Source organism: Burkholderia pyrrocinia, from assembly GCF_001028665.1.
Lineage (GTDB): Bacteria > Pseudomonadota > Gammaproteobacteria > Burkholderiales > Burkholderiaceae > Burkholderia > Burkholderia pyrrocinia.
Genome location: NZ_CP011504.1, coordinates 2,774,168 through 2,799,437 on the forward strand (window position 1 = coordinate 2,774,168; position 25,270 = coordinate 2,799,437).

Consider the following 25,270-nt stretch of genomic DNA (forward strand, 5'->3'; position numbering starts at 1 on the left):
CTCCGCGTCAGGTAGGATCGGTCAGGCCCATGCCGATCAGGCGCAATGCCGTCATGCTGGGCATGAAGAAGTAGTCGCCGCCGCGCGTCTCGACAAAGTTCGGGATGCCGCTCGCGATGAATGGCGGATTGCCCGATTTCGGATCGGCCGCGATCACGTAACGCGCATTCGGCGCATGACTGCCGACGAGCGGGCAGGTGTCGTTGCCGAGATTGAAATCGAGGCCGTAGTTCAGCCACTGCTGCTGAACGAACTCGAACTGGCGCGACAGGTTCGCGCAGACCGCAAGCATGACGATCCCGTGCTCGCCGTGGGCGTCGTCCTTGCTGCCGTATGGAAGACCGCGGCGCAGGATGCGCCGGCGGTTGTTGAGCGCGGACCCGGCACGGTTGGCCGGATTGTCGTCGCCGACGTGCGGATCGAGCAGGTCGCGCGTGTTCATGCGGCGCGTATGCGCGCCCATTGGGCAGCGCAGGCCATCGAGATCGCCGCGATAGACGAAATCGACCAGGCGGCGCGACCGTTCCGGATTGAGCTCGCCTGGTTTGTCCTTGTCGAAAAGCGGGTATTGGGCGTTGAAGGCCTGCCATTCGGCAAAGGTCGACGCCGCCATCAGCGGCACCCCGTCCTGCCAGCGGCCGGCCATTTTTGCCATCAGTGTCTGCTTCGCTTCGTCTTGCGACCCGAGGCGCCAAAGCCCATTCAGCTGGTCCGCCGTCTTGTCGATCCAGCCGTGAAAACCGCTCACGTCCTGATGCAGCTTGCGATACGCGAAGAACGTTCCGTTGCGGCTGAAATCGAGCGGCATCGCGGCGCCGGGGATTTCCTGCGCTTCATCCGGCCAACCCAGCAGGAACTCGCCGCGCGCGAGCGGCGACCAGTTGCCTTGGCCGTCCACCTTGCCCTGGCCGACGGCCGCTTCCATCGCGACCTTCCTGTTGCCGGGCACCTGCCCGTCGAAGACCGGATCGCTGATCGCGTCGGTAAAGCCGAAATGCTCGTCGGGCGTCGCCACGATCTTGCCGCCGAATTCCCGGGTGATCGCGGACAGATCCTGCCAGCGCTCGTCCGAGCCACGATGACCCACGCACAGAGCAACGCCGCTGTCGGCATGTGTGCACCAGCCGATGATCTCGTCGGTGACCGTCTGCAAACCGGGAACAGCGGTGCCGTCATCCTGCATCCGCGCATTGAGCATCACGAGAATGTGCGGCTGGTTCCTTGGGTCCTTCGTTTCCGACTGGTTCCAGACCGGGTCCCAGTCGGTCGCGTCGTCGCTGAGGATCGATGCGCGTGCCGCCATGCCGTCGATGAAATCGTCGGGCATTCCGCGCAGCGTGCGCGTCGGCACGCCGAGCGCGACCAGCCCCCAGAACGTGAATGCGAGGTTGATCGTCACGTCCGGCCGCTCCACCGAGACCTTGCCCGTGGGCCTCAACGTGGGATGACGAAGGGAAGGCCATCGCATCGCGGTGGTCGCTTTCCGGCGCATATGCTCGACGAACGCGCGTCCCCTGGCGGCGTTACGCACGTTGAGCAGCATGAAGCGTCCTTTCGGAAAGCCCTGACGGCCATATGCGGTGAGGATGTTGCCCTGGATATCGGCGAGATCGAGATCGACGTCGTACTGTTGCTCTGTCATGACTGGGTCACCCCTGGTGCCTCGTTCGAGTTGGCCATGGCGGCGGCGGGAACGGTTGCCCTGACGCTCGGGCCGACTCTGTCGGCGGCAGGAACGTCGGTGTCGATGACGCCCGGCGGCTGGGTCGGGCTCACGATGTCAGTGGGGCGGTGCGCCTTGAGGAAATCGCCGAACGCCGCGTGAAGCCTCGCCGGATCGTCGCCTTGGTGATCGATCGCGAAGCGCGCGAAATTCTGTTGGAGATACAACGACTTCAGCACCGAGCGCAGATCGGAGAACGGCGCGGTATCGAACGGTACTTCACCGCACTTCATCACGTACCGATAAGCGCCGTAGATGCCCAACGCGAGCGCTACGGGCAGCGCGAGCCATGCCAATTTGCCCGCCACCATCGCTACGATGAGCGTCACCACCAGCGTGAAAACCGCGATCGCCGCGCCAATCTTCGGAATCGAAATCGACCGCGACAGGAATGGCGGCGTCGTGATCCAGTAATCGTTGAACGGCATCGTCGTTTCGACCTGGCAGCGCTTGATGTAATGCGCGAATTCGTCGCCGGTGCCGACGGCCTCGAAGCCGTAGCAATGTCGATAGACCGCGCTCAGCTCGTCGCGCATCACATTCCACAAGCTGACGAGATAATCGTGCAGGCCGCCGTCGTTGTCGCTGGCGTGACTGGGCGCGGGATCGAAATCCACGCTCAGGAGCAGCCACGACGTCGATAGGTTGTCGACGTGCTGATCCTCGAGAAGATTGGTTTTCCGGATCGCGTCGACGAGCGAGTCGACCGGCACGCGACCGTTGAAGGCCGGCTGGTCAATCACCGCGAAGCGGGCGAAGTGCGTGCTGTGGGAGCGCGAGAACGGGCTGTTACGGCCGCCGGCCTCGCATGCCTTACTTTGCATCGCAGTCGGCAGCGTGGCGAGCACCTGGCGCAGCGACGACGTGGGCGACGTCACGTTGCCGTCGTTGTCCTTCCACGGCTCGACCCGAACCGGCGACAGCACGGTAAGGAAATAATGACCACCGTCAAGGTTCACGATTGGGTGCCTCCTGCCTTGCTCTTGGGCCAGGCCCGATCGACGAAGGGCTGGCGGTTGGTATCGGCGTTGGCCGTGTCGTTCGACGCGACGGGCGCGAAGCCGTGCGTGCCGAGATCGTTCTGCACGGCGACGAGCATTGCGCGATAGGCTTGCGCAAAAGCATCGGGGGACAACGTCGCATATTGATCCGCGAGCGTGACCAAATTCGACCGCACACGCAATGCGGCCTTGATGTCGCGTTGAGCGGCGCCGGGCGTTGCGTTGTAGTAGTAGTCGGTATCGATCTGATTCGCGCGAATGTAATTCTTGAACGGCGTGATCGGAATGGAATGCGGATATTTGGTACTGGCATACCAGAACAGGTCAAGGCCACTCGGAATGCCGTCCGAAAAGGCGTCGATATACTGATCCCAGGTGCCGTTGAAGTTGCTGATGAACAGCATGTAATCGTTTTTCAGATCGGACTTGGGCTGGCCGAGATCGGGCCAGTCTTTTCGGCGGATGATGGCCCAGCGCGCAAAATGGATGATCGATAGACCGATCAGTCCGGTCAGCGTGGCGGGCAGCGCCCGCGCGATCATGAAGATGAATCGGTTGATCCACGTCCGATGCGGCGGCATCGGCGTCACGACGTTCATGCCATAGGCTTTGCCAGCAACATTCGACATGCCCCGTCTCCCGTCAGGCCCTCACCGGCGCGATCGCGGAACGGGGAGGTTGGTCGTTTGCTTTTTCGGCGGACAGGCTTTGGCAGCCGGTCCCGTCATATAACGTGTTTTCAGGTTTTCGGAGTTTGAAGCCGCAGCACTCCTTGGCGGTGAGAATAGCACAGTGAAATTCGTCGGCAACGACTTTTTTATGAGCAATTAAAAATGGTTTCTTCTCATCTTTTTCGGCAAAAAAACGAGGTCATGTCCGCGCACAAAAGATAAACACTTTACGGAGAACTTGCGGAGGCCGGTATCAATGGGACTTTTGTGAGCATAAATGGAATGGCCGAACGCCCACAACCGCAGGATTGTTGAATAATTGGCTCAATAGTGACGAGCAGTGACGCAGAGGGGGGCCCTGGACTCGGGTTACCGTGCTATCAAAAACCGCTCTCGACGACATACCGGACCCAAACTTCCCCGCAATCGCAGCAAACATCAAAACGTGCCGACCCTCGAAATGACGTGGGAGGCGTGATTGAGAATGTGAAATTGCGCTGACTTTTTGCACTGGTCGACGCAGCGCTAGTGGCGCCGTGAGGGGCTGCGAATGCCACAGGCGTTCACTCGTATGGATATCTACGCGGAAAAACATGCGTCTTTGCTTTTCAGCCCTGTCAAGCTTTACAGGGTGTATCCACGATATCCGACGCCTATATTGCTCTGGCAGGTGCGCGACCGACGCGCTTGACTGCATCCTCCAAATTCATAAAAAATGGAGATTCCCATGGCCAATGTACCTCTCACCGGCACCTATATCTCGTCGGACAAGAATTTCACATTCAAAATCACGTCCGCCGATGCATCCAATGGCGTCATCGCCGGTGTCTATACCACCAACTATAGTCCGATCGGCGCGTTCACTTCCGAAGGCAACGTTGGACACTATGGCTGGGTGTTCAGCAAGGCCCAAGGCAAGGACGGCGTCGCGCCATTCAACATTAGCTTCGGCGGCAGCCAGCGCCCCGACCAACGTCCCTACAACATTGTCGATAGCTGGAACGGCGCCTATTTGACCAACAACACAATCGTTGCCGAAGGTACGCGTTCCTTCGTCAATAGCGATGGCGTGGTCGAAGTCGGCAGCCTGGGCACGTTGAAGTTCGCACTCGGCTAAGCTGATTTGTCATGACGTTGGCGGCGGCAAATCATCGCTGCCGCACGGCCGGTGCGCATTGAAGCCGCTCTTCGGCGGCTTCGCGAAGCGCGCGTTGTAGGCGGCCATGAAGGAGGGCGCGTAAGCGTTGGCGTCGGCCACCGTGTTGATGCCGCGCAATCGCATCTCCTTGACCAATCGGTCCTGCAACGTCAGATGTGCGAGCTCGACTCGTCCCTTGGCTGAACTGCTGTTCGCGCAGAACGTGTCGATGTTCAGTTCGTACATCGCGCGGCCGAACGGTGTCACGCGGTTACCTGTCTTGCCTGGCTTCACGTTGCGGAACACGCTGGCCTTGTCGCTGTAGAACGCCCTAGGTTTGCCGTGCCGTTCGATGTACGCGCGCGTCGCTTCGAAGTAGCTGAAGGTCGATTCGGTTTGCGTAAAGTGCAGCATCATCAACCGGCTCGTCGCGTCGTCGACGTACACCAACAGCGTGCAGGCCGGCGCCCGTTCCTCGAACCACCGATGGTCGCTGCCATCGATCTGGATCAATTCACCCAGGCAGGCCCGGCGCGCTCGCGGCTGATAAACCTTCGGCGGACGCTGCCGACGCGGAATCCAGAGCCCAGCCTCCGTCATCGGCGTCCTGACCGTCTCCTTGGCCAGCCGAATGCCGTGACATTCCCAGAGCTTCTCGCAGGCCAGCGTCGGTCCGAAATCGGCGTAGCGATCGCGGATGATCGATAGTGCCCGGTCGGCAATGACAGCGTCCAGCCGATTGTTGCTGGGCTTCGCAAACCGTCCCGACACGAGACCTTGAGGCCCGTGTTCCCGCAGCCTGGCGACCAGCCGGCGAACCTGCCGCGTCGTCAGTTCCAGCCGTTCCGCTGCGCGCCACGGCGTGAGCTTGCCGTCCGCCACGTCCTGAATGACCTTGAACCTGTCCAACTCGCGCATCGTCATCGTGATCCGTTCCGTTGCAGCCATCGCAGCCTCCGGCGCTGGATTGCCAGCGGTCGGTCAGCTTACGATGGGTCGAAAAGCGGACATTTCAATCTAGCCACTACAACGCAAACTATCGATAATTCACGTTATGTAAAATAATAAATTTACCAGGTGATCCGTCTTGCCCTTCGCCCGTATTGATTGCGCGGGAAACGCACCCCGCTGAAGCTGCTGCCGGACGGCGGCGCCGTGCTGCGGCAGATGTTCGGGCTGCCGCTGCCGGGCTTCATGTCGCCGCAGAGCGCGGTCAGCGATGCGTTCCAGGATCTGCACGCACACCAGATCGGCATGGTCGCCGGCATGCGCGCCGCGCTGATGGATCTGCTGACGCCCTTCTCGCCGCAACGGCTGCGCGAACGCGACGATGCGATGCGCTGGTACGAGAAGCGCGTGCCCGCGCTATACAAGGCACGGATGTGGGATCGCTACGCGGCAACCCATCGCGATACGGTGTTCGCGATCGAGGACGATTTCGCGTCGGTGTTCGGCAAGGCGTTTCTGGCGGCGTACGACGCGGAAGTGGAAAGCTATCGCGGCAGCAGCCGGCACTGAGTCGCGTCACCGCGTAACCCCCGTAGCCGAGCATTCGCGAATTGGGATACGCTCGCCCTGCACAGGCAACCGACGCCGGTCAGGAGCGAAATGAGCACGATGACGGGGACTTTCGATCCAGCGGCACTGCCGCCGCGCGTCGCGCGGCTGGTGCTGGTGACGCCGGATGGCGCGGTGGTCGGTTGCCTGCCGCCGATGCCAGTCGCGATCCCGTGGTGGCAGGAAGTCGAGTCGGTCGTGCGGGCCGCGCGCGAACGCCATGGCGTCGACGTGACGATCCTGCGCCTGCTGGAAACCGTTCGCGACCGCGCGCCCGGCGGCGAAGTCACCTATCTGGCTGAGATTGCGGAACCGGTTGCGGCCGAATCCTGGACGGGGAATATCGAGCCCCATTCGCTGCGCCGAAGTTACGCGCGGCCGGGCGGCCCGGCGGACGATCTCGGCTGGGCGGCGCGCGTGCTCGCCGGTCATGGCCTGTCGCCTACCGCCAAACCCGTGCAGGTCCGAACCTGGAACCTTTCGAGCGTCTGGCGTATTCCGATCGGGGCGCAATCGGCCTGGCTGAAAGTGGTGCCGCCCTTCCTCGATCACGAAGGCCGCGTAATCACGGCGCTGGCCGGCCGGCGCGTGCCGACGCTGCTGGGGCACGACGAATGCGGACGCATCCTGCTCGCGGAGATCCCCGGCAATGACCTGTTCGACGCAGCGCTGCCGCAACTGCTCGGCATGGTGACGCTGCTGGTCGACATCCAGGCTTCGTGGATCGATCGCGTCGACGAATTGCACGCGATGCGATTACCCGACTGGCGCGGCGCGGGTCTGGCTGCCGATATCGCCGATGTCGTCGAACGGACCGGCGAAGGACTGTCGCGCGCCGAATGTGCATCGCTACGGCATTTCGTGAGCGGCCTTCAAGAGCGGTTCACCGGGATCGATGCATGCGGATTGCCGAATACGCTGGTTCATGGCGACTGCCATCCCGGCAATTTTCGCGGCACGCGATCGGAACTCACGCTGCTGGATTGGGGCGACAGCGGAATCGGCCACCCGCTGCTCGACCAGTCCGCGTTTCTCGACGCCGTTCCGCGCGACTACGCGGCGACGATCAAGGATCACTGGAATCGCGAATGGCTGGCGAAGGTGCCGGGCTGCGACCCGGTGCGTGCCGCCGCCTTGCTTGCACCGATCGCCACGGCCAGACGGGCCGTGATCTACCAGCGATTCATCGACAATATCGAACCGTCGGAGCAGATCTATCATCGCGGCGATCCGGCCGACTGGCTGGGCCAGACGGCGGCGCTGGTCGCGACGCAGGATTGATCCAGGATCTGCACGCGCACCAGATCGGCATGGTCGCCGGCATGCGCGCCGCGCTGATGGACATGCTGACGCGCTTTTCGCCGCAACGGCTGCGCGAGCGCGACGATGCGATGCGCTGGTACGAGAAGCGCGTGCCCGCGCTGTACAAGGCGCGGATGTGGGATCGCTACGCGGTAACCCATCGCGATACGGTGTTCGCGATCGAGGACGATTTCGCGTCGGTGTTCGGCAAGGCGTTTCTGGCGGCGTACGACGCGGAGGTGGAGCGTTATCGGGGGAGCGGCCGGCATTGAAGGGGCCGATGCCGGCCGCGTCGCATGGATCGCGCGACGAACGTCAAACCAGCGGCGGATGAACCGCCTGCTTCAAGCCGCTCGAGTAGTGCTTGTAGTCCCAGGCCACGCTATCGCCGGGTTGCAGCGTGTAGACCGCACATGAGACGTCGGGCATCTGGCCGTTGACGAAATACACCCACCAGTAGCCGTTGCCGCCCTGGTTGGCCTCTACTCCCCCCAAGGCCGTAATGAACAGGCTCGCGCCTGAACCCTGCCATTGCGGGCTGAGAGCCGGCGACACGCCGTCGGCCGTCAGCAGATCGAATACGGTTGTCACGCCGGGGGCAATCGCGATGCTGTCGTTCGCTTGCCACGGCGGATTGTGAAATTCTGAACCCCAATCGACGAATTGATTCGCTACCGAGCTGGCCATGAAGATATCTCCGTAGTGGTGGTTAATGCCTGAACTGCGTCTCTCTGCTCTTTTTCGTTGTTTGTCGAAAGCGCCAGGTTCTGACCTGGGTGCCGGAAAGCTGTATCGATCGTTTGCTGATCGCTCGATTCAAGCCGATCGCCGAATCACAGGCAGACTGTTTCAATCAAATGGCATCGCTCGGTGATTGTTGCAAATTCTGTCAGCATGATTTCCGTTTCGAATGGCGCATTTTCCGTTTTTCTATTACAGGCGCCTTTGCCGTCCGTGAAATCCTGATATTCGTATTGGTCAGAGAATAGGCGATGGACCGCCACCCCGCAATGTCAGTCACTCGACTGGTCCGGGTTCGCTTCGCCGCGGACGTCGATCGTCACGACAAACAAAGGAACCCCGACGATCACCGGTGCCGACGGCGCGCTCGGCGTGGCGACAGCACGGTTTCGCCCGCGATGGCTGAAGACGGCTGGGGATGCAAGGGGCGACTGAACTGAGCTGGTTTTCGAGAACCTGTCCGCATTTATGTGGGCGACGCAGTTGAAGAGCCTATGGCGCAATCGTCATTTCTCCATTACGCGCGCCTTGCCGTCCGTGAAATTCCGATATTCGTATCGATCAGAGAATAGCCAATGGACCGGCGGCCCGTAATACCGCTCGGGCGTGATTAACGCACAGCGCCCCTCCGCTCCCCGGGCAGGTCACAACAGCTCGCCCCGAACGTCCCTTCCTCCTGTGTCCTTCACCCCATGACGTCGGGCAGCGCTTTCGGCCCACAGGCCGTCTGCGTGCGCCTGCTTGTCGTTGACGCATGCCCGCTCGTGGGCCTTCTCCCATCCACGAAATCACTGGAGCCCGTTCATGGATATCGATCGTAACCTTACCGGCGGCACCCTTGGGATCGCCGCATGCTCGTTTGCCGCCGCACTTTCCTTCGCCACGCAGGCGCAGGGGGCGACCGCCTGCTATGCCGTCGACATGCGCGGATCGCCGCTCTACGTGACGTCGGATGTGTTGCGCGACGCCGCGCTCAAGGTCGCGAACGCGAGAGTCGACGCCGCCGGGAATACGGCGTTGACGCCGGTAACGCCCCCGCCCGACCCGAAACGTTGCGACGGGGCGAACGATCACCTCCCTGCGGACGGTCCCGGCACCCGCAACTACTTCGGCAATGTCGTGAGCCCGTCGAAGTTCCTGCGTCTCGCGGCGTATCAATGCGCGGGAGCAGGAAACCAGAGTCAGTTCTTCTCGATGAACCAGGCCATTTATTATCGTCAGTGTGGAGGCGGGCAATACTCGAACTACATTCACTTCTGGGGACGCGCGAACGGGAACTCGAGCACGTGTTTCGCCAGCGACTACCCGACGATGTTTGCCAGGGCCACCAAAGGCAGGACGCCGGCGGACCTGCTCAACGCGATGAAGACGGTTTACTCGGGCGGCCTGAGCGGAACCGCCGCGAACGATCAGGCGCTCGGCAACGCGATGGCGGCGATCCTGATCGCCGAAAGCAATCGCGACTATCTGGTCAATCTCGAGAACTACATGCTGATGGACCTGGCGGGCGTGAAGAAGGCCACGCCGGAGCAAATCATCGGGGGCCACTGCGTGCCGAATGCCGGGTCCTGCCAGAACCGCGGCGAGTCGCAGAACGGCAAGCACCCGATCGCGTGGGGCGGAGCGCAGGAAACCATGATGGTGAACGGCTGGGGCCAGGCGGCAGGTGCCAATAGCCCCTTCGGCGTGACATTCGAAGGCAATCTGTCGGCCGAATGGGCAGTCGCGAAAGGAAAGGTCGCAAGCGCGAAGGTCGCCCAATGCGGCACGGTTCCGCTAACCTACGGAAGTCTGAACCCCGACCAGCAGAAGGCAGTGAAAGGCGTCTTTGAAGGCATTCTGCCGGCCCGCTGAGGTTCGCCGTCGGTCAATGCGCCAAGAAAACGCCGCCGCCCCATACGCGGAAGCGGCGGCATCACGACGCTCAACCTGTTGTCAAACCGCCATCACCGTCACCGACTTTGTGACGAGGTACGGCTCGAGCGCTTCCGGCCCGCCTTCCGACCCGTAGCCCGAATCCTTCACGCCGCCGAACGGCATTTCCGGCCACGGCGTCGCCGGCTGGTTGATCCACAGCATCCCGACTTCAAGGCGCTGCGTGAGCAGGTGCACGTTCGCGAACGAACGCGTGAACGCATAGCCGGCCAGCCCGAACGGCAGACGGTTCGCTTCCGCGATCGCGTCTTCGAGCTTGTCGAAGCCGCGAATCGCCGCGACCGGGCCGAACGGCTCGTTGTTGAACACGTCCGCGTCGAGCGGCACGTTCGCGATCACCGTCGGCGCGAAGAAGTTGCCTTCCGAGCCGATCCGCTCGCCGCCCGTCTCGATGCTCGCGCCGACCTTGCGCGCGTTGTCGACGACCGATGCCATCGCGGTCAGGCGGCGCGGGTTCGCGAGTGCGCCGAGCGTCGTGCCTTCCTCGAGGCCGTTGCCGACCTTCAGGCTTTCGGCATGCTTGACCAGCGCGCGCGTGAATTCGTCGCGGATGCTGTTGTGCACGAGGAAGCGCGTCGGCGAAATGCAGACCTGCCCCGCGTTGCGGAACTTCGCGCCGCCGGCGGCCTTCACGGCGAGCGCGACGTCGGCGTCTTCAGCGACGATCACCGGCGCGTGCCCGCCCAGCTCCATCGTCGCGCGCTTCATGTGCTGGCCCGCGAGCGCGGCGAGCTGCTTGCCGACCGGCGTCGAACCCGTGAACGTGACCTTGCGGATCACCGGGTGCGGGATCAGGTACGACGAGATTTCGGCCGGATCGCCGTACACGAGGCCGATCACGCCGGCCGGCACGCCTGCGTCGACGAACGCGCGCAGCAGCGCGGCCGGCGATGCGGGGGTTTCCTCCGGCGCCTTCACGAGGAACGAGCAGCCGGTCGCGAGCGCGGCGCTCAGCTTGCGCACGACCTGGTTGACCGGGAAATTCCACGGCGTGAACGCCGCGACCGGGCCGACCGGCTCCTTGACGACCGTCTGCTGCGCGCCGAGGTTGCGCGGCGGCACGATCCGGCCGTACACGCGGCGGCCTTCGTCCGCGAACCATTCGATGATGTCGGCCGCCGACAGCACTTCGACGCGTGCCTCGGTGAGCGGCTTGCCCTGTTCCTGCGTCATCAACTGAGCGATCGCGTCGGCGCGCTCGCGCACCAGCGCGGCCGCCTTGCGCATCGTTGCAGCGCGTTCATTCGCGGGCACCTTGCGCCATGCTTCGAAGCCGCGCTGTGCGGCGGCGAGCGCGCGGTCGAGATCGGCGATGCCCGCGTGGGCCACCTTGCCGATCGTCTTGCCGGTCGCCGGGTTCACGACGTCGATCGTCTTGCCGCTCGCGGCGTCGACCCACTCGCCGTCGATCAGCAGCTGCGTATCCGTATAAGTCACGTTAGCCATCCAGACACCCCTACATTGCGTCGATAAAACGCGCGCTGCCGCGAACGGCCGCGCGCAGGTTGACAGAAAGAGCAAGGCCGCCGGGGCTGACATCCACCCGGCGGTGCAGACGGCAGGCGCATCGGCCTGCCTTCGTTCCGCATGGAGCCGCGCTCAGCGCGCGGCCGCCGTCGCCTTGCGGAGTTTCGCGACGTCCGCCGCCTGCACCGGCGGCGCGCCGTTGTTCCAGCCGGCGCGCATGAACGTCAGCACGTCGGCGATCTGCCGGTCGTTCAACTGGTTCGAGAACGCCGGCATCGGATACGCGGAGGGCACGCCGTCGATCACGAGCGTGTCGCTGCCGTTCAGCGTCACGTTGATCAGCGACGATGCATCGGTTTCGAGCACGTTCGGATTGCCGGCGAGCGGCGCGAGCAGCGGCGCGTAACCGCGCCCGTCCGCGCCGTGGCAATGCAGGCAGTAAGCGTTATACACCTTCGCGCCCGGATCGGCTGCCGGCCGGCCCAGCACCACCTGCGTCGCCTTCGGATCGTAGCTGTACGGCGGCGCGCCCGTGCCGCCCGCGGCCGGCAGCGATTTCAGATAGCGGGACATCGCGGCCAGATCGTCGTCGCTCAGCGCCTGCGTGCTGTGGTTGATCACGCTCACCATCGAGCCGAACGCGGTCGCGTGCCGGTTCGCGCCGGTCTTCAGGAATTGCGCGACGTCGGCTTCGTTCCAGCGGCCGAGCCCCGTGTTGTGCTCGCCGGTCAGGTTCGACGCGAACCAGCTGTCGATCGGCGCGCCCGACAGGAACGCCGTGCCGCCTTCGTCGAGCGCCTTCTCCTGGAAGCCGACACCGCGCGGCGTGTGGCACGACCCGCAATGCCCGAGCCCCTGCACGAGATACGCGCCGCGGTTCCACGTCGCGTCCTTGGCCGGCTTGTCCGCATACGGCGTCGTGTCGAGGAACACCGCGTTCCACAGCGCGAGCGGCCAGCGCATGTTGAGCGGCCACGGGATGTCGGACGGCCGGTTCGCCTGCTTCACCGGTTCGACGCCGTGCATGAAGTACGCATACAGCGCCTTGACATCGTCGTCCTTCAGCTTCGCGTACGACGGATACGGCATCGCCGGATACAGGTGGTGGCCGTCCTTCGCAACGCCCCGGCGCAACGCGCTCGATAACTCGGCCTCCGTGTAGCCGCCGATGCCCGTGTCCGGATCGGGCGTGATGTTGGTCGTGTAGATCGCGCCCATCGGCGTGACCATCTTCAGGCCGCCCGCGAACGGCGTGCCGCGCGGCGCCGTGTGGCACGCGACGCAGTCGCCGGCTTTCGCGAGATAGGCGCCGCGCGCGACGAGCTCGCTGTCGGCCGGTGCCGTTTGCGCGGCGTGCGCGACCGGGCCGGCCAGCAGTGCGGACAGCGCGAGCAGCGATGCGCCGAGCGTGTTCAGGGTCAGGTTTCGCATGTTCGTTCCCTCCCCTCAGACCGTCTTCAACTGGTTGCCGACCGGCAGCTTGCGCAGCCGCTTGCCGGTTGCCGCGAAAATCGCGTTCGACAGCGCCGCCGCGGTCGCGGCCGTGCCCGGTTCGCCGATCCCGCCCGGCGCTTCGCCGCTCTTCACCAGGTGTACCTCGATCGGCGGCGTCTCGTTGATCCGCAGCATCCGGTAGTCGGTGAAGTTGCTCTGCGTCACGCGGCCGTCCTCGATCGTGATCTCGCCGTACAGCGCGCCCGTGATCCCGAAAATGATGCCGCCCTGTACCTGCGCCTCGATCGTGTTCGGGTTGACGACCATCCCGCAGTCGACTGCGCACACGACGCGCTTGACCTGCACCTCGCCATCGTCCACCGCGACGTCGATGACGATCGAGAAGAAGCTGCCGAACGCGTGCATCACCGACACGCCGCGCCCTTGCCCCTTTGGCAGCGACGGGCCCCAGCCGGCCGCCTTGGTCGCGACGTCGAGCACGTTGCGCGCGCGCGGCGTCTTGCCGAGCAGCGCGCGGCGGTATTGCACGGGGTCGGTCCTGGCCTGCGCGGCCAGCTCGTCGATGAAGCTCTCGACGACGAAGGTGCTGCGCGTCGGCCCGACGCCGCGCCAGAACGCGGTCGGCACGTGGCGCGGCTCCTGCCGCACGTAATCGATCAACTGGTTCGGCAGGTCGTACGGCAGGTCGGTTGCGACTTCGACCGCGTCGGGATCGACGCCGTCCTTGAATGCGGGCGGCGCGAAGCGCGCGAGGATCGACGAGCCGACGATCCGGTGCTGCCACGCGACCGGCTTGCCGTTCGCGTCGAGTCCGGCCGAGATCCGGTCGTAGTAGTACGGCCGGTACATGTCGTGCTGGATGTCCTCCTCGCGCGTCCAGATGACTTTCACGGGCGCGTTGACTTGTTTGGCGATCTTCACGGCCTGGCCGATCATGTCCGTCTCGAGCCGCCGGCCGAAACCGCCGCCGAGCAGATGGTTGTGCACGACGATCTTGTCCGGCGGAAAGCTCGTGAGCCGCTGCACGGTGTCGACCGCGCGCGTCGGCACCTGCGTGCCGACCCAGATTTCGCAGCCGTCGCTGCGCACGTGCACCGTGCAGTTCACGGGCTCCATCGTCGCGTGCGCGAGGAACGGCTGTTCGTAGACGGCGTCGATGCGCGTCTTCGCGCCAGCGAACGCCTTGCCGACGTCGCCGTCCTTGCGCGCGACCGCGCCCTTGCCGTTCGCCGCGGCCTGCGCGAGATCGGCGACGATGTCCTTCATCGACACCTTCGCGTCCGCGCCTTCGTTCCACTTCACGACGAGCGCCGACGCGCCGCGCTTCGCGGCCCACGTGTGATCGCCGACCACCGCGACCGCGTTGTCGGCGCGCACGACCTGGCGCACGCCGGGAATCTTCTTCGCGGCGGTATCGTCGACGCTTGCAACCGTGCCGCCGAACACCGGGCTGTTCACGATCACCGCGTACAGCATGCCGGGCAGGCGCACGTCGAGCCCGAACTGCGCGGTGCCGTCGACTTTCTCCGGTGAATCGAGGCGCTTCGCGGGCGTGCCGATCAGCTTGAAATCCTCCGGCTTCTTCAGCGCGACGTCCTTCGGCACCGGCAGCTTCGCCGCTGCGTCGGCCAACTGGCCGTACGACGCGCGCCGGCCGCTCGGCGGGTGCTGCACTTCGCCGTTCGCCGCGCGGCAGGTTGCCGGATCGACATTCCATTGCTTCGCGGCCGCCGCGACCAGCAGCGTGCGCGCCGTTGCGCCCGCGCGGCGCAGCGGTTCCCATGCGTAGCGCACCGACGTCGAACCGCCGGTGAGCTGGCCGCCGAGCAGCGGATCGAGGAACAGCTTCTCGTTCGGCGGCGCATGATCGAGCGTCACGCTCGACAGCGGCACTTCGAGTTCCTCGGCGATCAGCATCGGCAGCGCCGTATAGACACCTTGCCCCATCTCGACCTTCGGCATCACCAGCGTGACCTTGCCGCTGCGGTCGATCTGCACGAACGCGTTCGGCGCGAACACGCCGGCGCGCGCGGTTTCATCGCCGTCGCCGCCGATCACCGAACGGCGCGTGTCGTCGCCTGCCGCCGGCAGGCTGAAGCCGAGCAGCAAGCCGCCGCCCGCCGCCGCGCCGAGCGTCATGCCGAGTTTGAGAAACGACCGCCGCGACACGCCCGCGCCGGCCCGGCCTGCTTCGATCAGTCCTCGCGACATGTCAGCCTCCGCAGAGCCGCCTCAAGGGGGCTGACCGCCCCCTCGGGGGGCAGTGAACAAAGTGAACGTGGGGGCTGTTTCATCTCACGCCCCCTTCGCGGCCTGCTTGACCGCCGCGCGAATCCGGTTGTACGTGCCGCAGCGGCAGATGTTGCCGGCCATCGCCGCGTCGATGTCGGCGTCGCTCGGGTCCGGGTTCGACGCGATCAGCGCGGTGGCCGCCATCACCTGCCCCGACTGGCAGTAGCCGCACTGGACGACGTCGAGCTCGCGCCACGCCTGCTGCACCTTGTGACCGGCCGGCGTCGCGCCGACGGCTTCGATCGTCGTGATCTTGCGGCCCGCGACGGCCGCGACCGGCAGCACGCACGAGCGCGCGGCGACGCCGTCGAGATGCACGGTGCACGCGCCGCATTGCGCGATCCCGCAGCCGAACTTCGTGCCGGTGAGGCCGACGACGTCGCGCAGCACCCAGAGCAAGGGCATGTCGTCGGGGGCGTCGACCGTGCGGGTTTCGCCGTTGATGTTGAGGGTGACCATTCAGCCTCCGGGGCCGGTGTATTGGGGAAGCGGCGCGCATGACGCGCCGCGCGGTGTCGTCGTTGTTATCGCCGTCGCGCGGTGCGCGACGGGTGCCGCGCGGCCCGGGTGGGACGAGCCGCGGCGGTGGTCCTGCGCAGTTACTCGGCCACGTCGACGCCCGACAGCACCTTGATGACCGGCGGTGCCGTGAACCAGTCGGCCGACTTCGTGCGGAATTCGCCGAAATACGGGCTGGCGAGGTGCGCGTCGAATGCGGCCTGGTCGTCGTAGATCTCGTACAGGTGCAGGTTCGGCGAGCCGTCCTGCTCGCGGAACAGGTCATAGCGCCGGTTGCCCGGTTCGGCGCGCGTCTTGACGACCATGCTGCGCAGTTCGGCCTCGGCGGCCTGCGCGTGTTCGGGTTTCAGGAACAGCGAAGCAATCACGTGAAGCGCCATCTTGTCACTCCTTTCGAAACGGAATCGAGCATGCCACAAGCCGGCGTCGCGCGACGCCAGCGTGCAACCGTGGTGTGTTGCCGTGCCGCGGCATCAGGCCAGTTCGTCCGGGCCCACGCGCACGACGACCTTGCCGAAGTTCTTGCCGGCCAGCAGGCCGATCAGCGCTTCAGGTGCGTCGGCCAGGTCGGGGACGACGTCTTCCAGCGTCTTCACCTTGCCCTGCGCGACCCACTCGCTCATCTCCTTCAGGAACGGCGCATAACCGGTCGCATAGTGATCGAGGATGATGAACCCCTGCATGCGGATGCGCTTGCGCAGGATCGTCGACACCAGCGCCGGCAGGCGGTCGGGGCCGGCTGGCAATGCGGTGTCGTTGTAATGCGCGATGATCCCGCACACCGGCACGCGTGCGTGATCGTTGAGCAGCGGCCACACGGCGTCGAATACCTCGCCGCCGACGTTCTCGAAATAGACGTCGATGCCGTTCGGGCACGCGTCCTTCAGCTTCGCGGCAAACGCCGGATCGCGGTGGTCGACGCACGCGTCGAAGCCGAGCGTGTCGGTCACGTACGCGCACTTGTCGGCGCCGCCCGCGACGCCGATCACGCGACAGCCCTTCAGCTTCGCGATCTGGCCGACGACCGAGCCGACCGCGCCGCTGGCTGCCGCGACGACCACGGTTTCGCCGGCCTTCGGCTCGCCGATCTTCAGCAGCCCGGTGTATGCGGTGAAGCCCGGCATGCCGAGCACGCCGAGCGCGTACGACGGATGCGCGAAGTCGCGGCCGAGCGGAATCAGGTCGCGGCCGTCGGACAGCGCATAGTCCTGCCAGCCGGCGCCCGCGACGACGAGATCGCCTTCGCGGAACGCGGGCAGGTTCGACGACACGACGCGGCTGACCGTGCCGCCGACCATCACGTGGCCGAGTTCGACCGGCGGGGCATAGGACGGCGCGTCGCTCATCCGGCCGCGCATGTACGGGTCGAGCGACAACCAGACCGTGCGCAGCAGCACCTGGCCGGCGCCGGGCGTGGGCACGTCGCCGGACTCGGTGCGGAAGTTGCCGGGCGTCGGTGCGCCGACCGGGCGCGAAGTCAGGAGGATCTGGCGATTTGCGGTCTTGCTTTGCGGCATGTGAGTCTCCGTCAACGGGAATTAACGTGCTTCGTGGGCACGATCGGATCAGGGATGGACCAGCAGAAGGCGCGCACGCGTGGCAGCGTCGGCGGTTGGGCCGTCGCGGTTGCATGCGTGCGGTTGGAACAATCGGGACAGCGTAACGCGGAGCGAGGCGTTCGTCATGCGTATATAAGTAGACCAGTCGTCTAGAATCAAGGCAAAAACAAGGCGCGCCAATGCGCGCCCGGGTTACGACTGCACTTCGTCGAGCGCGGCCGGCGGCAGGTTCAGCATGCGCCGCGTTTCGACCATCGCCCTTTCGAGCGGTTTGCGATTGCGGTGAATCTTTTCCAGCAGCGTTGCGCCCAGCCAAAGCTCGTAAAGGATCGCGGCCGTGTGCGGCGGATCGTCGACCGCACGCAGCGAGCCGTCGGCCAGCCCTGCCTCGATGCCGCCCGCGAGCCGTTCGATGATCTGGCTCGTGCCATGCCGCAGCACCGCGCGCATCGCTTCCGACAAGTCCGACACTTCCGCGCCGAGCTTCACCGCGAGGCACTTGCCTTCGGGATCGTCCGCGCATTGCGTGTGCAGCCAGTTGCCCCAGTACGTCATCAGGCGTTCGGCGCCCGTGCCGGCCTGATGCTTGAGCAGGTTGTCGAGATGCGCGAGATAGCCTTCGAAATACGCTTCGAGCAGCGCTTCGCCGAATGCCTCTTTCGAGCCGAAGTAATGGTAGAACGAGCCCTTCGGGATGCCCGCCGCAGCGAGAATCTCGTTCAGACCGACCGCCGAAAACCCCTTGTGGAGCATGATCGGCTTCGCGATGTTCAGGATGTGCTGGCGGACTTCCGCGCCTGAAGATGCATTCATGATGGCGTATGGTAGCAACGATTAGACCGGTCGTCTAGCAGCGTCGAACCGGCATGTTGAGCGGCACTTTACCCGATCCCCGCGTGGCACCCAATGGCCCGCCGGCGTTCCCCCACCCGCTGCGGTGTTGCCACGTGCGCGCCGTCACACGAGCGACTCGGTTTCGTCGCGGGCGTTTCATCGATCTCACGCATAAATACGCGCGGCGCATGTGCCGGCGAAACGCGAAGCTGCGGCCGGCATTGCACACGTGTGCAATGCGCCGGACCGTCGTTGCCTCTTCCCGAACCCCGCGACCAGGAACGCTCATGACCGCTTCGAAACCCGCCCGCCCGACCGCGCCGAACCGCCGGCGCTTCATCCAGCACGGCGCCGCGCTGACCCTGTCGCCGCTCGTCGGCACGCTGGCCGCGTGCGGCGGCGACGCCAACACGACGTCCGCGTCGTCGTTCGCCGCCAACGGCGCCGCCGATGCGTCCGCGCGCAGCTACGGCATCGCCGACCGCTCGATCACGATCAACGTCGTCAATGCGATCCCGTCGACGACGCTCGCGTACGGCAACGCGGCGAGCCAGAGCGGCTCGCTGCCGCAGGCATCGCACGCACTGGTCGCGACCGGACAATCGACCGCCGTCAGCGCGTCGAACAGTTGGGGCGATTGCACCGGATCGTTCAGCCTGGCCGGTGGCGACGCATCGTTTGCGATTTCGTACACGCATCCGTTCGGATCGCAACCGACCACCGTCAGCGTCACGCCGTCGGCCGGCTATGTGTCGGGCGCCGATGCCGCCACGTTTCCCGGCCACGACTCGGTCGCGAATCTCAACCTGTATCGCGGGGTCGCGACCGCGAACGGTGCATGGGTCGTCCCGCTCGCGCAGCTCGCGACGCCGCCGGCCAACAACTGCCAGGATTTCGCGAACAGCATGTTCGGCAGCAATGTGCGCACGGCCGCGGCGATCCAGTCCGCGTACCAGGGCACGGGCCCCCTCGGCTACGTGCCGCCCGCCGATTTCACCGGCGGCCAGCTCGCGGGCTTCGTCGCGCAATGGGTGCAGCGCTGGCAGAACGGCGCGTCGTATACGGTGCTGCCCGACGCCGATGCGCAACTCATCGACGCGCTGAAGCAATACGTGTCCGGTGCGTCGAGTGCCGGCCCGCTGACGATGTGGGTGCCGCAGATCACGTGGCAGGCCGGCTCCGATCCGGCGGTCTTCGCGCTGACGGGCTATCGCGCGTTTCCGTTCGTCGATGCGCAAGGCAACTGGATCGCGGGCACGCTGTCCGCGTTCCTGACGCTGCTGGCGGCCGGTTCGCACATCGTCGCGATCAGCGCGACGAGCGACCTGCCGGCGGGTGTCACGATGCAGGCGTTCGACGGCTTCATGGGCGCGAGCGGGCTGACGACGTCGACGGATATCGGCAACTCGCACTACGCGTCGGTCGTGAACACGACGGGCCGCTATTACCTGAGCGTCGGCAGCGATTTCGCGCCGGCGAACTGCGGCCTGATCCTGTCGTTCCTGTACGGGCGCACGGTCAACAACCTGCTCGCGGGCGCCGGCACGTACAACACGTTCATCCAGCTCGAAGGCTGGCAGGCCGGCGGTTCGCGTCACAACGCCGACTACGCGACGTATCAGCAGACGCTGTGGAACATCTCGACGTACGGGGCGTCCGCGTACAGCGAGAAGCGCGCGACGTCGATCTTCCTCGCGCCGGCCGGCTGGACGCCGCAGGTCTACCAGACGACGCGGATGATGCCGTACGTCGGCGCCTATGCGCAGTCGAACGGCACGCCGCAGGGCTGGCTGAACACGTCGCTGGTCACGATCCCGGCGGACGCGCCGCCGCTGCCGTCGCGGTATGTGTCGAGTTGATCCGGATGGGCGGGTGGGCGAGCGTTGGCGTGTGTAGCGCTCGGCTGTTGGTCCGCTTGCCTGCTTCGGACGTGCGTCGCGATCGGTTGACGCACGCTTGCGGTTTCAGCGGTTTCACCGTCAGCGCGGCGCGTCGTCGGCGCGCTTTCTTGTGCGCTCCCGCCGCTCGCTTCGCTGCGCGGCGGGAGCCGTCTTGGCGCCGCGCAGCGGTGCCCGCCGTGCAAGCACCGCCATCTCCCGCCTCAACGCATCGAGCTCTTCGACGCGCGCCGCATCGGTCGCCTGCGCGCCGTCGAGCTGCCCTTGAAGCACCCCGCATCGATGCAGCGCATCGCCGAGTTGTGCCTGCAGTGCCGCGACATCGTTCCGCTGCTGCGCATCGCGCTGCTCGGCGCGCGATGCTGTCGCGTCGAGTTCCTTTTGCAGCCGCGCGGCCGCGAGCCGCTCGCGATCGATCTCCTGAAGCGCCCGCTTTTCCGATGCGCGCAAGCGTTCCTCGGCCCGGCCCGCGTCGTCGCGCAGCCGATCGAGCTGGGTCGTGAAATCCGCGCGCGCCTGCGCGAGTGCGCGGTCGCCTTCCGCGTTGTCTGCCTTCAGGCGTTCGATCTCCGCTTGCAGCGCGCGCCGCGATGCGTCGTCGGCTGCCCTCGCCTGCTCCAGTTCCTGGATGCGCACCTGCGCAGCCAGCAGCGCGGCCGTGCGTTGCTCGAGCGCGGTTTCGGTGCGGGCCAGCTCGGCTTGCAGCGTCGCAACTTCCGCCTTCGCCGTCGTCCGTTCGGCTTCGACTTCCGCGCGCAGTGCATCGAGCGCTGTTGCCGCGTCGTTGCTCGACCGATTCCACAACGCCGCGACCAGCTCGCCGGCTGCCGTCTGCAGATCGGCCGGCAGGTCGGGATGTTCGATCCGCACGCGACTCTTTTCCCGCAGTTCGGCCCAGAACTCGCCGAGGACGGCCGTCGGCGTGCTCATGCTGCCCTTGCGGACGAGCTGGTACAGGCGGTTCGCGGTGGGCGTGATGCCGAATCGGAAGAACAGCAGCGCGCAGGCCTCGCGATACAGCTCGCGGGTTTTCGGGAAGTCGGCCTTGAGGCGCTCGATTTCGGCGGTCAGGCGGGGTTCGTCAGCGGCGAGATCGGACATGGTGGGGTTTCGTCGTGAATTTCGTAAATAATATAACGTAAACCGTTCGATATCCAATCATCACCGCTTATTGTTTTGACATTATTTCTATAATGTCGAGATCTTGGAGTATCGGTATGCCCCCGCCGGAGTCGCCGCTCTTCCTTGGTCGTTCGCAATAGCCCCGTTGACAGTATGCATATGCATAGATACCTTTCCCACACGTAGCGGCCTGCGATCCGGGCATCGGATGCAGCCACCCTGCACGGCGTCGGCGGCCCTGCCCGCATCACGGCGCAATCGAAACGGCGACGCGAAGCGCGCGGCGTGCCCCGTTCGCGACCGACTCGCCCGCGCACCTTGCAACGCGATCCAGGAATGCATCATGAGTACACGTGAAGTCGTCATCTGCCACCCCGTCCGTACGCCGATCGGCACGTTCAACGGGTCCCTGAAGGACACGCCGGCCACCGAACTCGGGGCGATCGCCGTACGCGAAACCTTGCGGCGCAGCGGCCTCGACGGCGCGGCGATCGACACGGTCGTGCTGGGCAACGTGATCCAGGCCGGCAACAAGATGAACCCGGCCCGGCAAGCCGCCATCGGCGCCGGCTTGCCGGTCAAGGTGCCCGCGCTGACGGTCAACCGCGTTTGCGGTTCCGGCGCGCAGGCGGTCGTCAATGCCGCGCAGGAGATCCTGCTGGGTTACGCGAATGCGGCGGTCGCCGGCGGCATGGAAAGCATGGAGCGTGCGCCGTACCTGCTCGACGGCGCACGCTCGGGCTACCGGATGGGCGACGCACCGATCCGCGACAGCATGCTGCGCGACGGCCTCGTCGATGCGTTCTCCGACCAGCATTCCGGATGGCATACCGAGGATCTCGCGAGCCAGCTCGACATCTCGCGCGATCGCCAGGATCGCTGGGCGCTGCGCTCGCAGCAGCGTTTCTCCGCCGCGCTCGCGGACGGCAAGTTCGACGCCGAGCTCGTGCCGGTCGAGGTCCTGCAGCGCAAGGCGCGCGTCGCGTTTGCGCGCGACGAGACGCCGCGCCCCGAGACGACGCTCGAAGCACTCGCGAAACTGAAACCCGCGTTCCGCCCGGACGGCACGATTACCGCAGGCAACGCGCCGGGCCTGAACAGCGGCGCGTCGGCGATGCTGGTTGCGGATCGCGCGTTCGCCGATGCGCACGGCATCGCACCGAGCGCCCGGCTGGTTGCGTTCGGCGTCGCCGCCGTCGAGCCGGGCATGTTCGGGCTCGGCCCCGTTCCGGCCGTGAAGATCGCGCTCGAACGTGCGGGCTGGGCGCTGGCGGACGTCGAGCGTTTCGAGATCAACGAAGCGTTCGCGGTCGTGCCGCTCGCGGTGGCGGGTCAGCTCGGCATCGCCGAGGAAATCGTCAACGTCGAAGGCGGTGCGATCGCGCACGGTCACGCGATCGGCGCGACGGGCGCGGTGCTGACGACCCGCCTGATCCATTCGATGCGGCGTGACGGCATCAGGCGCGGCGTCGTGACGCTGTGCATCGGCGGCGGCCAAGGCATCGCGCTGGCAATCGAGGCGCTTTGAGCCGAAACGGCAAAGCCGCGGGCGAAAACGTCCGCGGTGCAGGCTTTCCGGGAAGCGGGACGGCCGGCAAGCTTCGCCGCTCATCGCTTTTTGCGTGGACGGTCAGCGCGTTTGCCTGCGCATCCCGCGCGGATTCGGCGACTCCGCCCGTGTCACGGAGCTGCCACTGTCGACCGGTAGCGTTCGGGGCTCACCCACGCTATCGACAGACGAATTCGCCATGCAGCGTACGTCGCGCGCCACGCCCCACGTTTATGCGGCCACGTCCCGCGCCCTCGCCGTCAGCCTCGCGATCAACCTGCTGCTGCTCGCCGTCGAGACGGGCGCGGCATGGTCCGCGCATTCGTCGGGGCTGCTCGCGGACGTCGCGCACGCGGCGATCGATCTCGCGGCCGATGCATTGATCCTCGTCGCGTGCCGGCTCGACGCGCGCCTGCCGCCGGAGCGGCGCCCGACCTACGAACCGCTTGCGCTCGCGGGCCTCGGCGCATTGCTCGCCGCGACGGGCGCGCAGATGATCTGGCACGCGATGAACCGGTTCGACACGCCGCCCGTCGTGCAGCCGGGCGCAACGACGCTCGCGCTCGTTGCCGTCACGCTCGCCGGCAAGGCCGCGCTGTCGCACTGGATGCTGCGCAAGGCGCGCGAGACGGGCTCCGCGCTGCTCGAGGCGAGCGGCTGGCATGTGCGTACCGATGCGCTGTCGTCGTTGCTGGCGGCGCTTGCGATGAGCGCGGCGCTGGTCGGCTTCGGCCGTCTCGACGACGTGGCCGCGCTCACGATCGGCGCGCTCGTGATCCGCACGGGCGCCGGCTTTATCCGGCGCGGCTGTGCGCAATGGCCGGTGTTCGCTACATGGGCGAATCGCTCGACGCGCGGTTCGTGAACGCTGTCGGCAGCGTCGTGCATGGCGCCTAGGCATGAAACACCCGATACCCGCTACCGGTGATCGGCTGAGCGGAATGGCAAAGAGGCTCGCGTAATGCGAGCCTCTTTTGCGTGATGCCGTCATCTCCGTGCGTTACGCGACGCGTTGACCGATGTCGATGGTTCCCCAGACGAATACGGCCAGTTTCGATGGATCGACATCGGGAGCCGCTTACCCGAGCGGCACCACACTCCCGAGCAGGATCCGCACGAGCGTCGCCTGACGCGTGACGCCCGTCTTCGAGAAGATCGCACGCAGGTGCGTGCGCGCGGTGTTCTTGCTGATCCCCGATTCCTCCGCCGCTTCCTCGAGCGTCAGCCCGTTCGTCAGCAGCAGCGCGAGCGATGTCTCGGCGGGCGTCAGGTCGAACAGCTTGCGGATGATTTCCTGCGCGCCCTGCGGCTTGCGGTCGGGGTCGCGCAGGAACAGCGTGACGGCCGGCCGCCGCTTGTTGTCCTCCGACCAGTCGGACAGCAGCACCGTGCGCACCAGCAGCCCGAGGCGCGGCTTGTCGAAGCTGCGCGTGATCGGCATGGCCTCGACGGTCGCCGCGGCCGTGCCGTGGTGCCCCATCACCGCGTGGCGGATCAGCCGCTTCAGCGTGCGGTTCTCCTGCGCGTCGGTTGCCTCGATCGTGCCGCGCGCAATCGTCAGACCGTTGTTCTGCTTGAGGATCTCGTCGGCGACGCCGTTCAGGTCGATGATCGTGCCGTTCTCGTCGAGCGTGATCGTGCCGATCTGCATCCGGTTGATCGCGTTCGCATAGATCGAGCGTTCGACCTCGGCCGTGTCGAGCCGCGAATGCAGTTCGACCGCGCGCTTCAGGTGCGGCAGCAGCAGCGCGCAGATCGCCTTGTCGCGCGCGGAGAACTGCTTCGACGCATGGTTGCGGCACACGCGGAACCGGCACTCGACGCCCGACGGCGTGCGCAGGTCGGCGCCGAGGATATAGCGCACGTCCTGCGGTTTCAGGAACTGCTTGTACAGTTCGCTCGACAGCCAGCCCGTGTCGCCGAACACGTCGTCGACCGTGACCACGCGATCGGCCGGCAGGCCGACGAACGGGTCGAGCGAATAGTAGTAGTTGTTGTACGAAGCCTCGCCATCGCCCGGGACGACCGGGCCGAATTCCGATGCATGCACGGACAGCGGCGCACGGCGGTCGCTCGCGGCCGCGCGCAGGATCAGCGTCACGTAGTTCGCCTGCAGCCAGCGGCGGACCAGTTCGAGCGCACCGGCCCATGGAGGCGTCTCCAGCGGCCCCTGGTAGATGCGCGCCATCAGCTCGCTGAAATCCGCGACGCCGATATCGGCCTCGTCACTCGTTGCCTGGCTCTCTTGCGGAGCCCATCTCGTCTCCATCAGCACGCTCCATCCTCCATACGACATGTTTCCGGTGCGACTCAGCCGCGCCGCCTTGATTAAGACGCGTCTAAATTCCGGCGTCATCGGGAGATTCACTGAATGGTGAGAATTGGCCATCCGGGCGTGCGAACCATCGTCCAATCGGATGATGTGGCGCGCTGCCCGCTGCGCTGGAATGCCCGTCAGGCCGTGCCGGCAAGCATCCGGCGCGGACTCAGGGAAAACCGCGACACGG

At 65.7% G+C, this 25,270-nt stretch carries 19 protein-coding genes and 3 pseudogenes; 8 read left to right on the forward strand and 14 right to left on the reverse strand.

The features are described from left to right. Positions 1-7: 7 nt before the first annotated feature. Genes ABD05_RS28420 through ABD05_RS28430 form a run of 3 tightly spaced genes read right to left on the reverse strand, consistent with a single transcriptional unit; the run spans position 8 to position 3,353 of the window. The gene (locus tag ABD05_RS28420) at positions 8-1,642 is read right to left on the reverse strand and encodes a Dyp-type peroxidase (protein WP_047903270.1); all 1,635 of its coding nucleotides are present in this window, start codon (positions 1,640-1,642) and stop codon (positions 8-10) included. Continuing rightward, positions 1,639-2,682 carry a hypothetical protein gene (locus ABD05_RS28425; RefSeq protein ID WP_148669156.1) on the reverse strand — a complete coding sequence of 348 codons (1,044 nt, stop codon included), beginning with the start codon at positions 2,680-2,682 and terminating at the stop codon, positions 1,639-1,641. The genes ABD05_RS28420 and ABD05_RS28425 overlap by 4 nt, the downstream gene beginning before the upstream one ends. Further along, positions 2,679-3,353, reverse strand: coding sequence for a hypothetical protein (locus ABD05_RS28430; protein ID WP_047903271.1), 675 nt, complete (start codon positions 3,351-3,353; stop codon positions 2,679-2,681). Before ABD05_RS28430 ends, ABD05_RS28425 begins: the two co-directional genes overlap by 4 nt. 769 nt (positions 3,354-4,122) lie before the next feature. Between ABD05_RS28430 and ABD05_RS28435 the strand changes: the two genes are divergently transcribed. Then, positions 4,123-4,512 carry a hypothetical protein gene (locus tag ABD05_RS28435; RefSeq protein WP_047903272.1) on the forward strand — a complete coding sequence of 130 codons (390 nt, stop codon included), beginning with the start codon at positions 4,123-4,125 and terminating at the stop codon, positions 4,510-4,512. Positions 4,513-4,542: 30 nt separating this feature from the next. On the opposite strand, the pseudogene ABD05_RS28440 reads toward ABD05_RS28435, so the two are convergent. Further along, a pseudogene (locus tag ABD05_RS28440) lies at positions 4,543-5,481 on the reverse strand (ISNCY family transposase); the annotation flags it as partial. A 168-nt stretch (positions 5,482-5,649) separates the two neighbouring features. Between ABD05_RS28440 and ABD05_RS28445 the strand changes: the two are divergent. From ABD05_RS28445 to ABD05_RS28455, 3 genes and pseudogenes are all read left to right on the forward strand, one after another. After that, positions 5,650-6,051 (forward strand): annotated as a pseudogene (locus ABD05_RS28445) (type VI secretion system-associated FHA domain protein); the annotation flags it as partial. Positions 6,052-6,288: 237 nt separating this feature from the next. Further along, positions 6,289-7,371 carry a phosphotransferase family protein gene (locus ABD05_RS28450; protein ID WP_158361687.1) on the forward strand — a complete coding sequence of 361 codons (1,083 nt, stop codon included), beginning with the start codon at positions 6,289-6,291 and terminating at the stop codon, positions 7,369-7,371. A gap of 2 nt (positions 7,372-7,373) precedes the next feature. Next, a pseudogene (locus ABD05_RS28455) lies at positions 7,374-7,664 on the forward strand (type VI secretion system-associated FHA domain protein); the annotation flags it as partial. Positions 7,665-7,707: 43 nt separating this feature from the next. Here ABD05_RS28455 and ABD05_RS28460 read toward each other — a convergent pair. Next, complete coding sequence (locus ABD05_RS28460; protein ID WP_047903275.1) at positions 7,708-8,079, reverse strand: DUF4430 domain-containing protein; 372 nt, start codon at positions 8,077-8,079, stop codon at positions 7,708-7,710. 858 nt (positions 8,080-8,937) lie between these two features. Here ABD05_RS28460 and ABD05_RS28465 point away from each other — a divergent pair. Beyond that, on the forward strand, positions 8,938-9,987 hold the full coding sequence (locus ABD05_RS28465; protein WP_047903276.1) for a hypothetical protein: 1,050 nt from the start codon (positions 8,938-8,940) through the stop codon (positions 9,985-9,987). Positions 9,988-10,068: 81 nt separating this feature from the next. Here the strand turns inward: ABD05_RS28465 and ABD05_RS28470 are convergent, their stop codons facing one another. From ABD05_RS28470 to ABD05_RS28500, 7 genes are all read right to left on the reverse strand, one after another. After that, positions 10,069-11,514 carry an NAD-dependent succinate-semialdehyde dehydrogenase gene (locus ABD05_RS28470; RefSeq protein ID WP_047903277.1) on the reverse strand — a complete coding sequence of 482 codons (1,446 nt, stop codon included), beginning with the start codon at positions 11,512-11,514 and terminating at the stop codon, positions 10,069-10,071. 153 nt (positions 11,515-11,667) lie between these two features. After that, positions 11,668-12,966, reverse strand: a complete 1,299-nt coding sequence (locus ABD05_RS28475) for a c-type cytochrome (protein WP_047903278.1) — start codon at positions 12,964-12,966, stop codon at positions 11,668-11,670. Positions 12,967-12,981: 15 nt separating this feature from the next. Next, positions 12,982-15,201 carry a xanthine dehydrogenase family protein molybdopterin-binding subunit gene (locus tag ABD05_RS28480; RefSeq protein WP_047903279.1) on the reverse strand — a complete coding sequence of 740 codons (2,220 nt, stop codon included), beginning with the start codon at positions 15,199-15,201 and terminating at the stop codon, positions 12,982-12,984. An 84-nt stretch (positions 15,202-15,285) separates the two neighbouring features. After that, positions 15,286-15,741: a (2Fe-2S)-binding protein gene (locus ABD05_RS28485; protein ID WP_047903280.1), complete on the reverse strand. Its 456-nt coding sequence runs from the start codon at positions 15,739-15,741 to the stop codon at positions 15,286-15,288. A gap of 140 nt (positions 15,742-15,881) precedes the next feature. Next, positions 15,882-16,181, reverse strand: a complete 300-nt coding sequence (locus tag ABD05_RS28490) for a putative quinol monooxygenase (protein ID WP_047903281.1) — start codon at positions 16,179-16,181, stop codon at positions 15,882-15,884. Positions 16,182-16,274: 93 nt separating this feature from the next. Next, entirely contained in the window at positions 16,275-17,318 is a 1,044-nt protein-coding gene (locus ABD05_RS28495; RefSeq protein ID WP_047903282.1) for an NADP-dependent oxidoreductase, read from the reverse strand. A 234-nt stretch (positions 17,319-17,552) separates the two neighbouring features. Continuing rightward, positions 17,553-18,173: a TetR/AcrR family transcriptional regulator gene (locus ABD05_RS28500; protein WP_047903283.1), complete on the reverse strand. Its 621-nt coding sequence runs from the start codon at positions 18,171-18,173 to the stop codon at positions 17,553-17,555. Between the two features lie 308 nt (positions 18,174-18,481). Here ABD05_RS28500 and ABD05_RS28505 point away from each other — a divergent pair, with 308 nt between their 5' ends. After that, positions 18,482-20,053, forward strand: coding sequence for a hypothetical protein (locus ABD05_RS28505; protein ID WP_047903284.1), 1,572 nt, complete (start codon positions 18,482-18,484; stop codon positions 20,051-20,053). Positions 20,054-20,173: 120 nt separating this feature from the next. Here the strand turns inward: ABD05_RS28505 and ABD05_RS28510 are convergent, their stop codons facing one another. Next, complete coding sequence (locus ABD05_RS28510; RefSeq protein WP_047903285.1) at positions 20,174-21,193, reverse strand: DNA-binding protein; 1,020 nt, start codon at positions 21,191-21,193, stop codon at positions 20,174-20,176. Positions 21,194-21,557: 364 nt separating this feature from the next. On the opposite strand from ABD05_RS28510, the gene ABD05_RS28515 reads away from it, so the two are divergent. Both ABD05_RS28515 and ABD05_RS28520 read left to right on the forward strand, forming a co-directional pair. Beyond that, entirely contained in the window at positions 21,558-22,742 is a 1,185-nt protein-coding gene (locus tag ABD05_RS28515) for a thiolase family protein (RefSeq protein WP_047903286.1), read from the forward strand. Between the two features lie 220 nt (positions 22,743-22,962). After that, positions 22,963-23,628, forward strand: a complete 666-nt coding sequence (locus ABD05_RS28520; RefSeq protein WP_047903287.1) for a cation diffusion facilitator family transporter — start codon at positions 22,963-22,965, stop codon at positions 23,626-23,628. A 213-nt stretch (positions 23,629-23,841) separates the two neighbouring features. Here ABD05_RS28520 and ABD05_RS28525 read toward each other — a convergent pair whose 3' ends face one another. Beyond that, the gene (locus ABD05_RS28525) at positions 23,842-25,032 is read right to left on the reverse strand and encodes a helix-turn-helix transcriptional regulator (RefSeq protein WP_047903872.1); all 1,191 of its coding nucleotides are present in this window, start codon (positions 25,030-25,032) and stop codon (positions 23,842-23,844) included. Positions 25,033-25,270: the final 238 nt, after the last annotated feature.

Coding starts and splice junctions, on each gene's coding strand:
- ABD05_RS28480 (WP_047903279.1), bottom strand. CDS start 15,201: ATGTCGCGAGGACTGATCGAAGCAGGCCGGGCCGGCGCGGGCGTGTCG.
- ABD05_RS28525 (WP_047903872.1), bottom strand. CDS start 25,032: ATGGAGACGAGATGGGCTCCGCAAGAGAGCCAGGCAACGAGTGACGAG.
- ABD05_RS28495 (WP_047903282.1), bottom strand. CDS start 17,318: ATGCCGCAAAGCAAGACCGCAAATCGCCAGATCCTCCTGACTTCGCGC.
- ABD05_RS28520 (WP_047903287.1), top strand. CDS start 22,963: ATGCAGCGTACGTCGCGCGCCACGCCCCACGTTTATGCGGCCACGTCC.
- ABD05_RS28420 (WP_047903270.1), bottom strand. CDS start 1,642: ATGACAGAGCAACAGTACGACGTCGATCTCGATCTCGCCGATATCCAG.
- ABD05_RS28460 (WP_047903275.1), bottom strand. CDS start 8,079: ATGGCCAGCTCGGTAGCGAATCAATTCGTCGATTGGGGTTCAGAATTT.
- ABD05_RS28500 (WP_047903283.1), bottom strand. CDS start 18,173: ATGAATGCATCTTCAGGCGCGGAAGTCCGCCAGCACATCCTGAACATC.
- ABD05_RS28475 (WP_047903278.1), bottom strand. CDS start 12,966: ATGCGAAACCTGACCCTGAACACGCTCGGCGCATCGCTGCTCGCGCTG.
- ABD05_RS28515 (WP_047903286.1), top strand. CDS start 21,558: ATGAGTACACGTGAAGTCGTCATCTGCCACCCCGTCCGTACGCCGATC.
- ABD05_RS28505 (WP_047903284.1), top strand. CDS start 18,482: ATGACCGCTTCGAAACCCGCCCGCCCGACCGCGCCGAACCGCCGGCGC.
- ABD05_RS28510 (WP_047903285.1), bottom strand. CDS start 21,193: ATGTCCGATCTCGCCGCTGACGAACCCCGCCTGACCGCCGAAATCGAG.
- ABD05_RS28430 (WP_047903271.1), bottom strand. CDS start 3,353: ATGTCGAATGTTGCTGGCAAAGCCTATGGCATGAACGTCGTGACGCCG.
- ABD05_RS28465 (WP_047903276.1), top strand. CDS start 8,938: ATGGATATCGATCGTAACCTTACCGGCGGCACCCTTGGGATCGCCGCA.
- ABD05_RS28435 (WP_047903272.1), top strand. CDS start 4,123: ATGGCCAATGTACCTCTCACCGGCACCTATATCTCGTCGGACAAGAAT.
- ABD05_RS28485 (WP_047903280.1), bottom strand. CDS start 15,741: ATGGTCACCCTCAACATCAACGGCGAAACCCGCACGGTCGACGCCCCC.
- ABD05_RS28470 (WP_047903277.1), bottom strand. CDS start 11,514: ATGGCTAACGTGACTTATACGGATACGCAGCTGCTGATCGACGGCGAG.
- ABD05_RS28490 (WP_047903281.1), bottom strand. CDS start 16,181: ATGGCGCTTCACGTGATTGCTTCGCTGTTCCTGAAACCCGAACACGCG.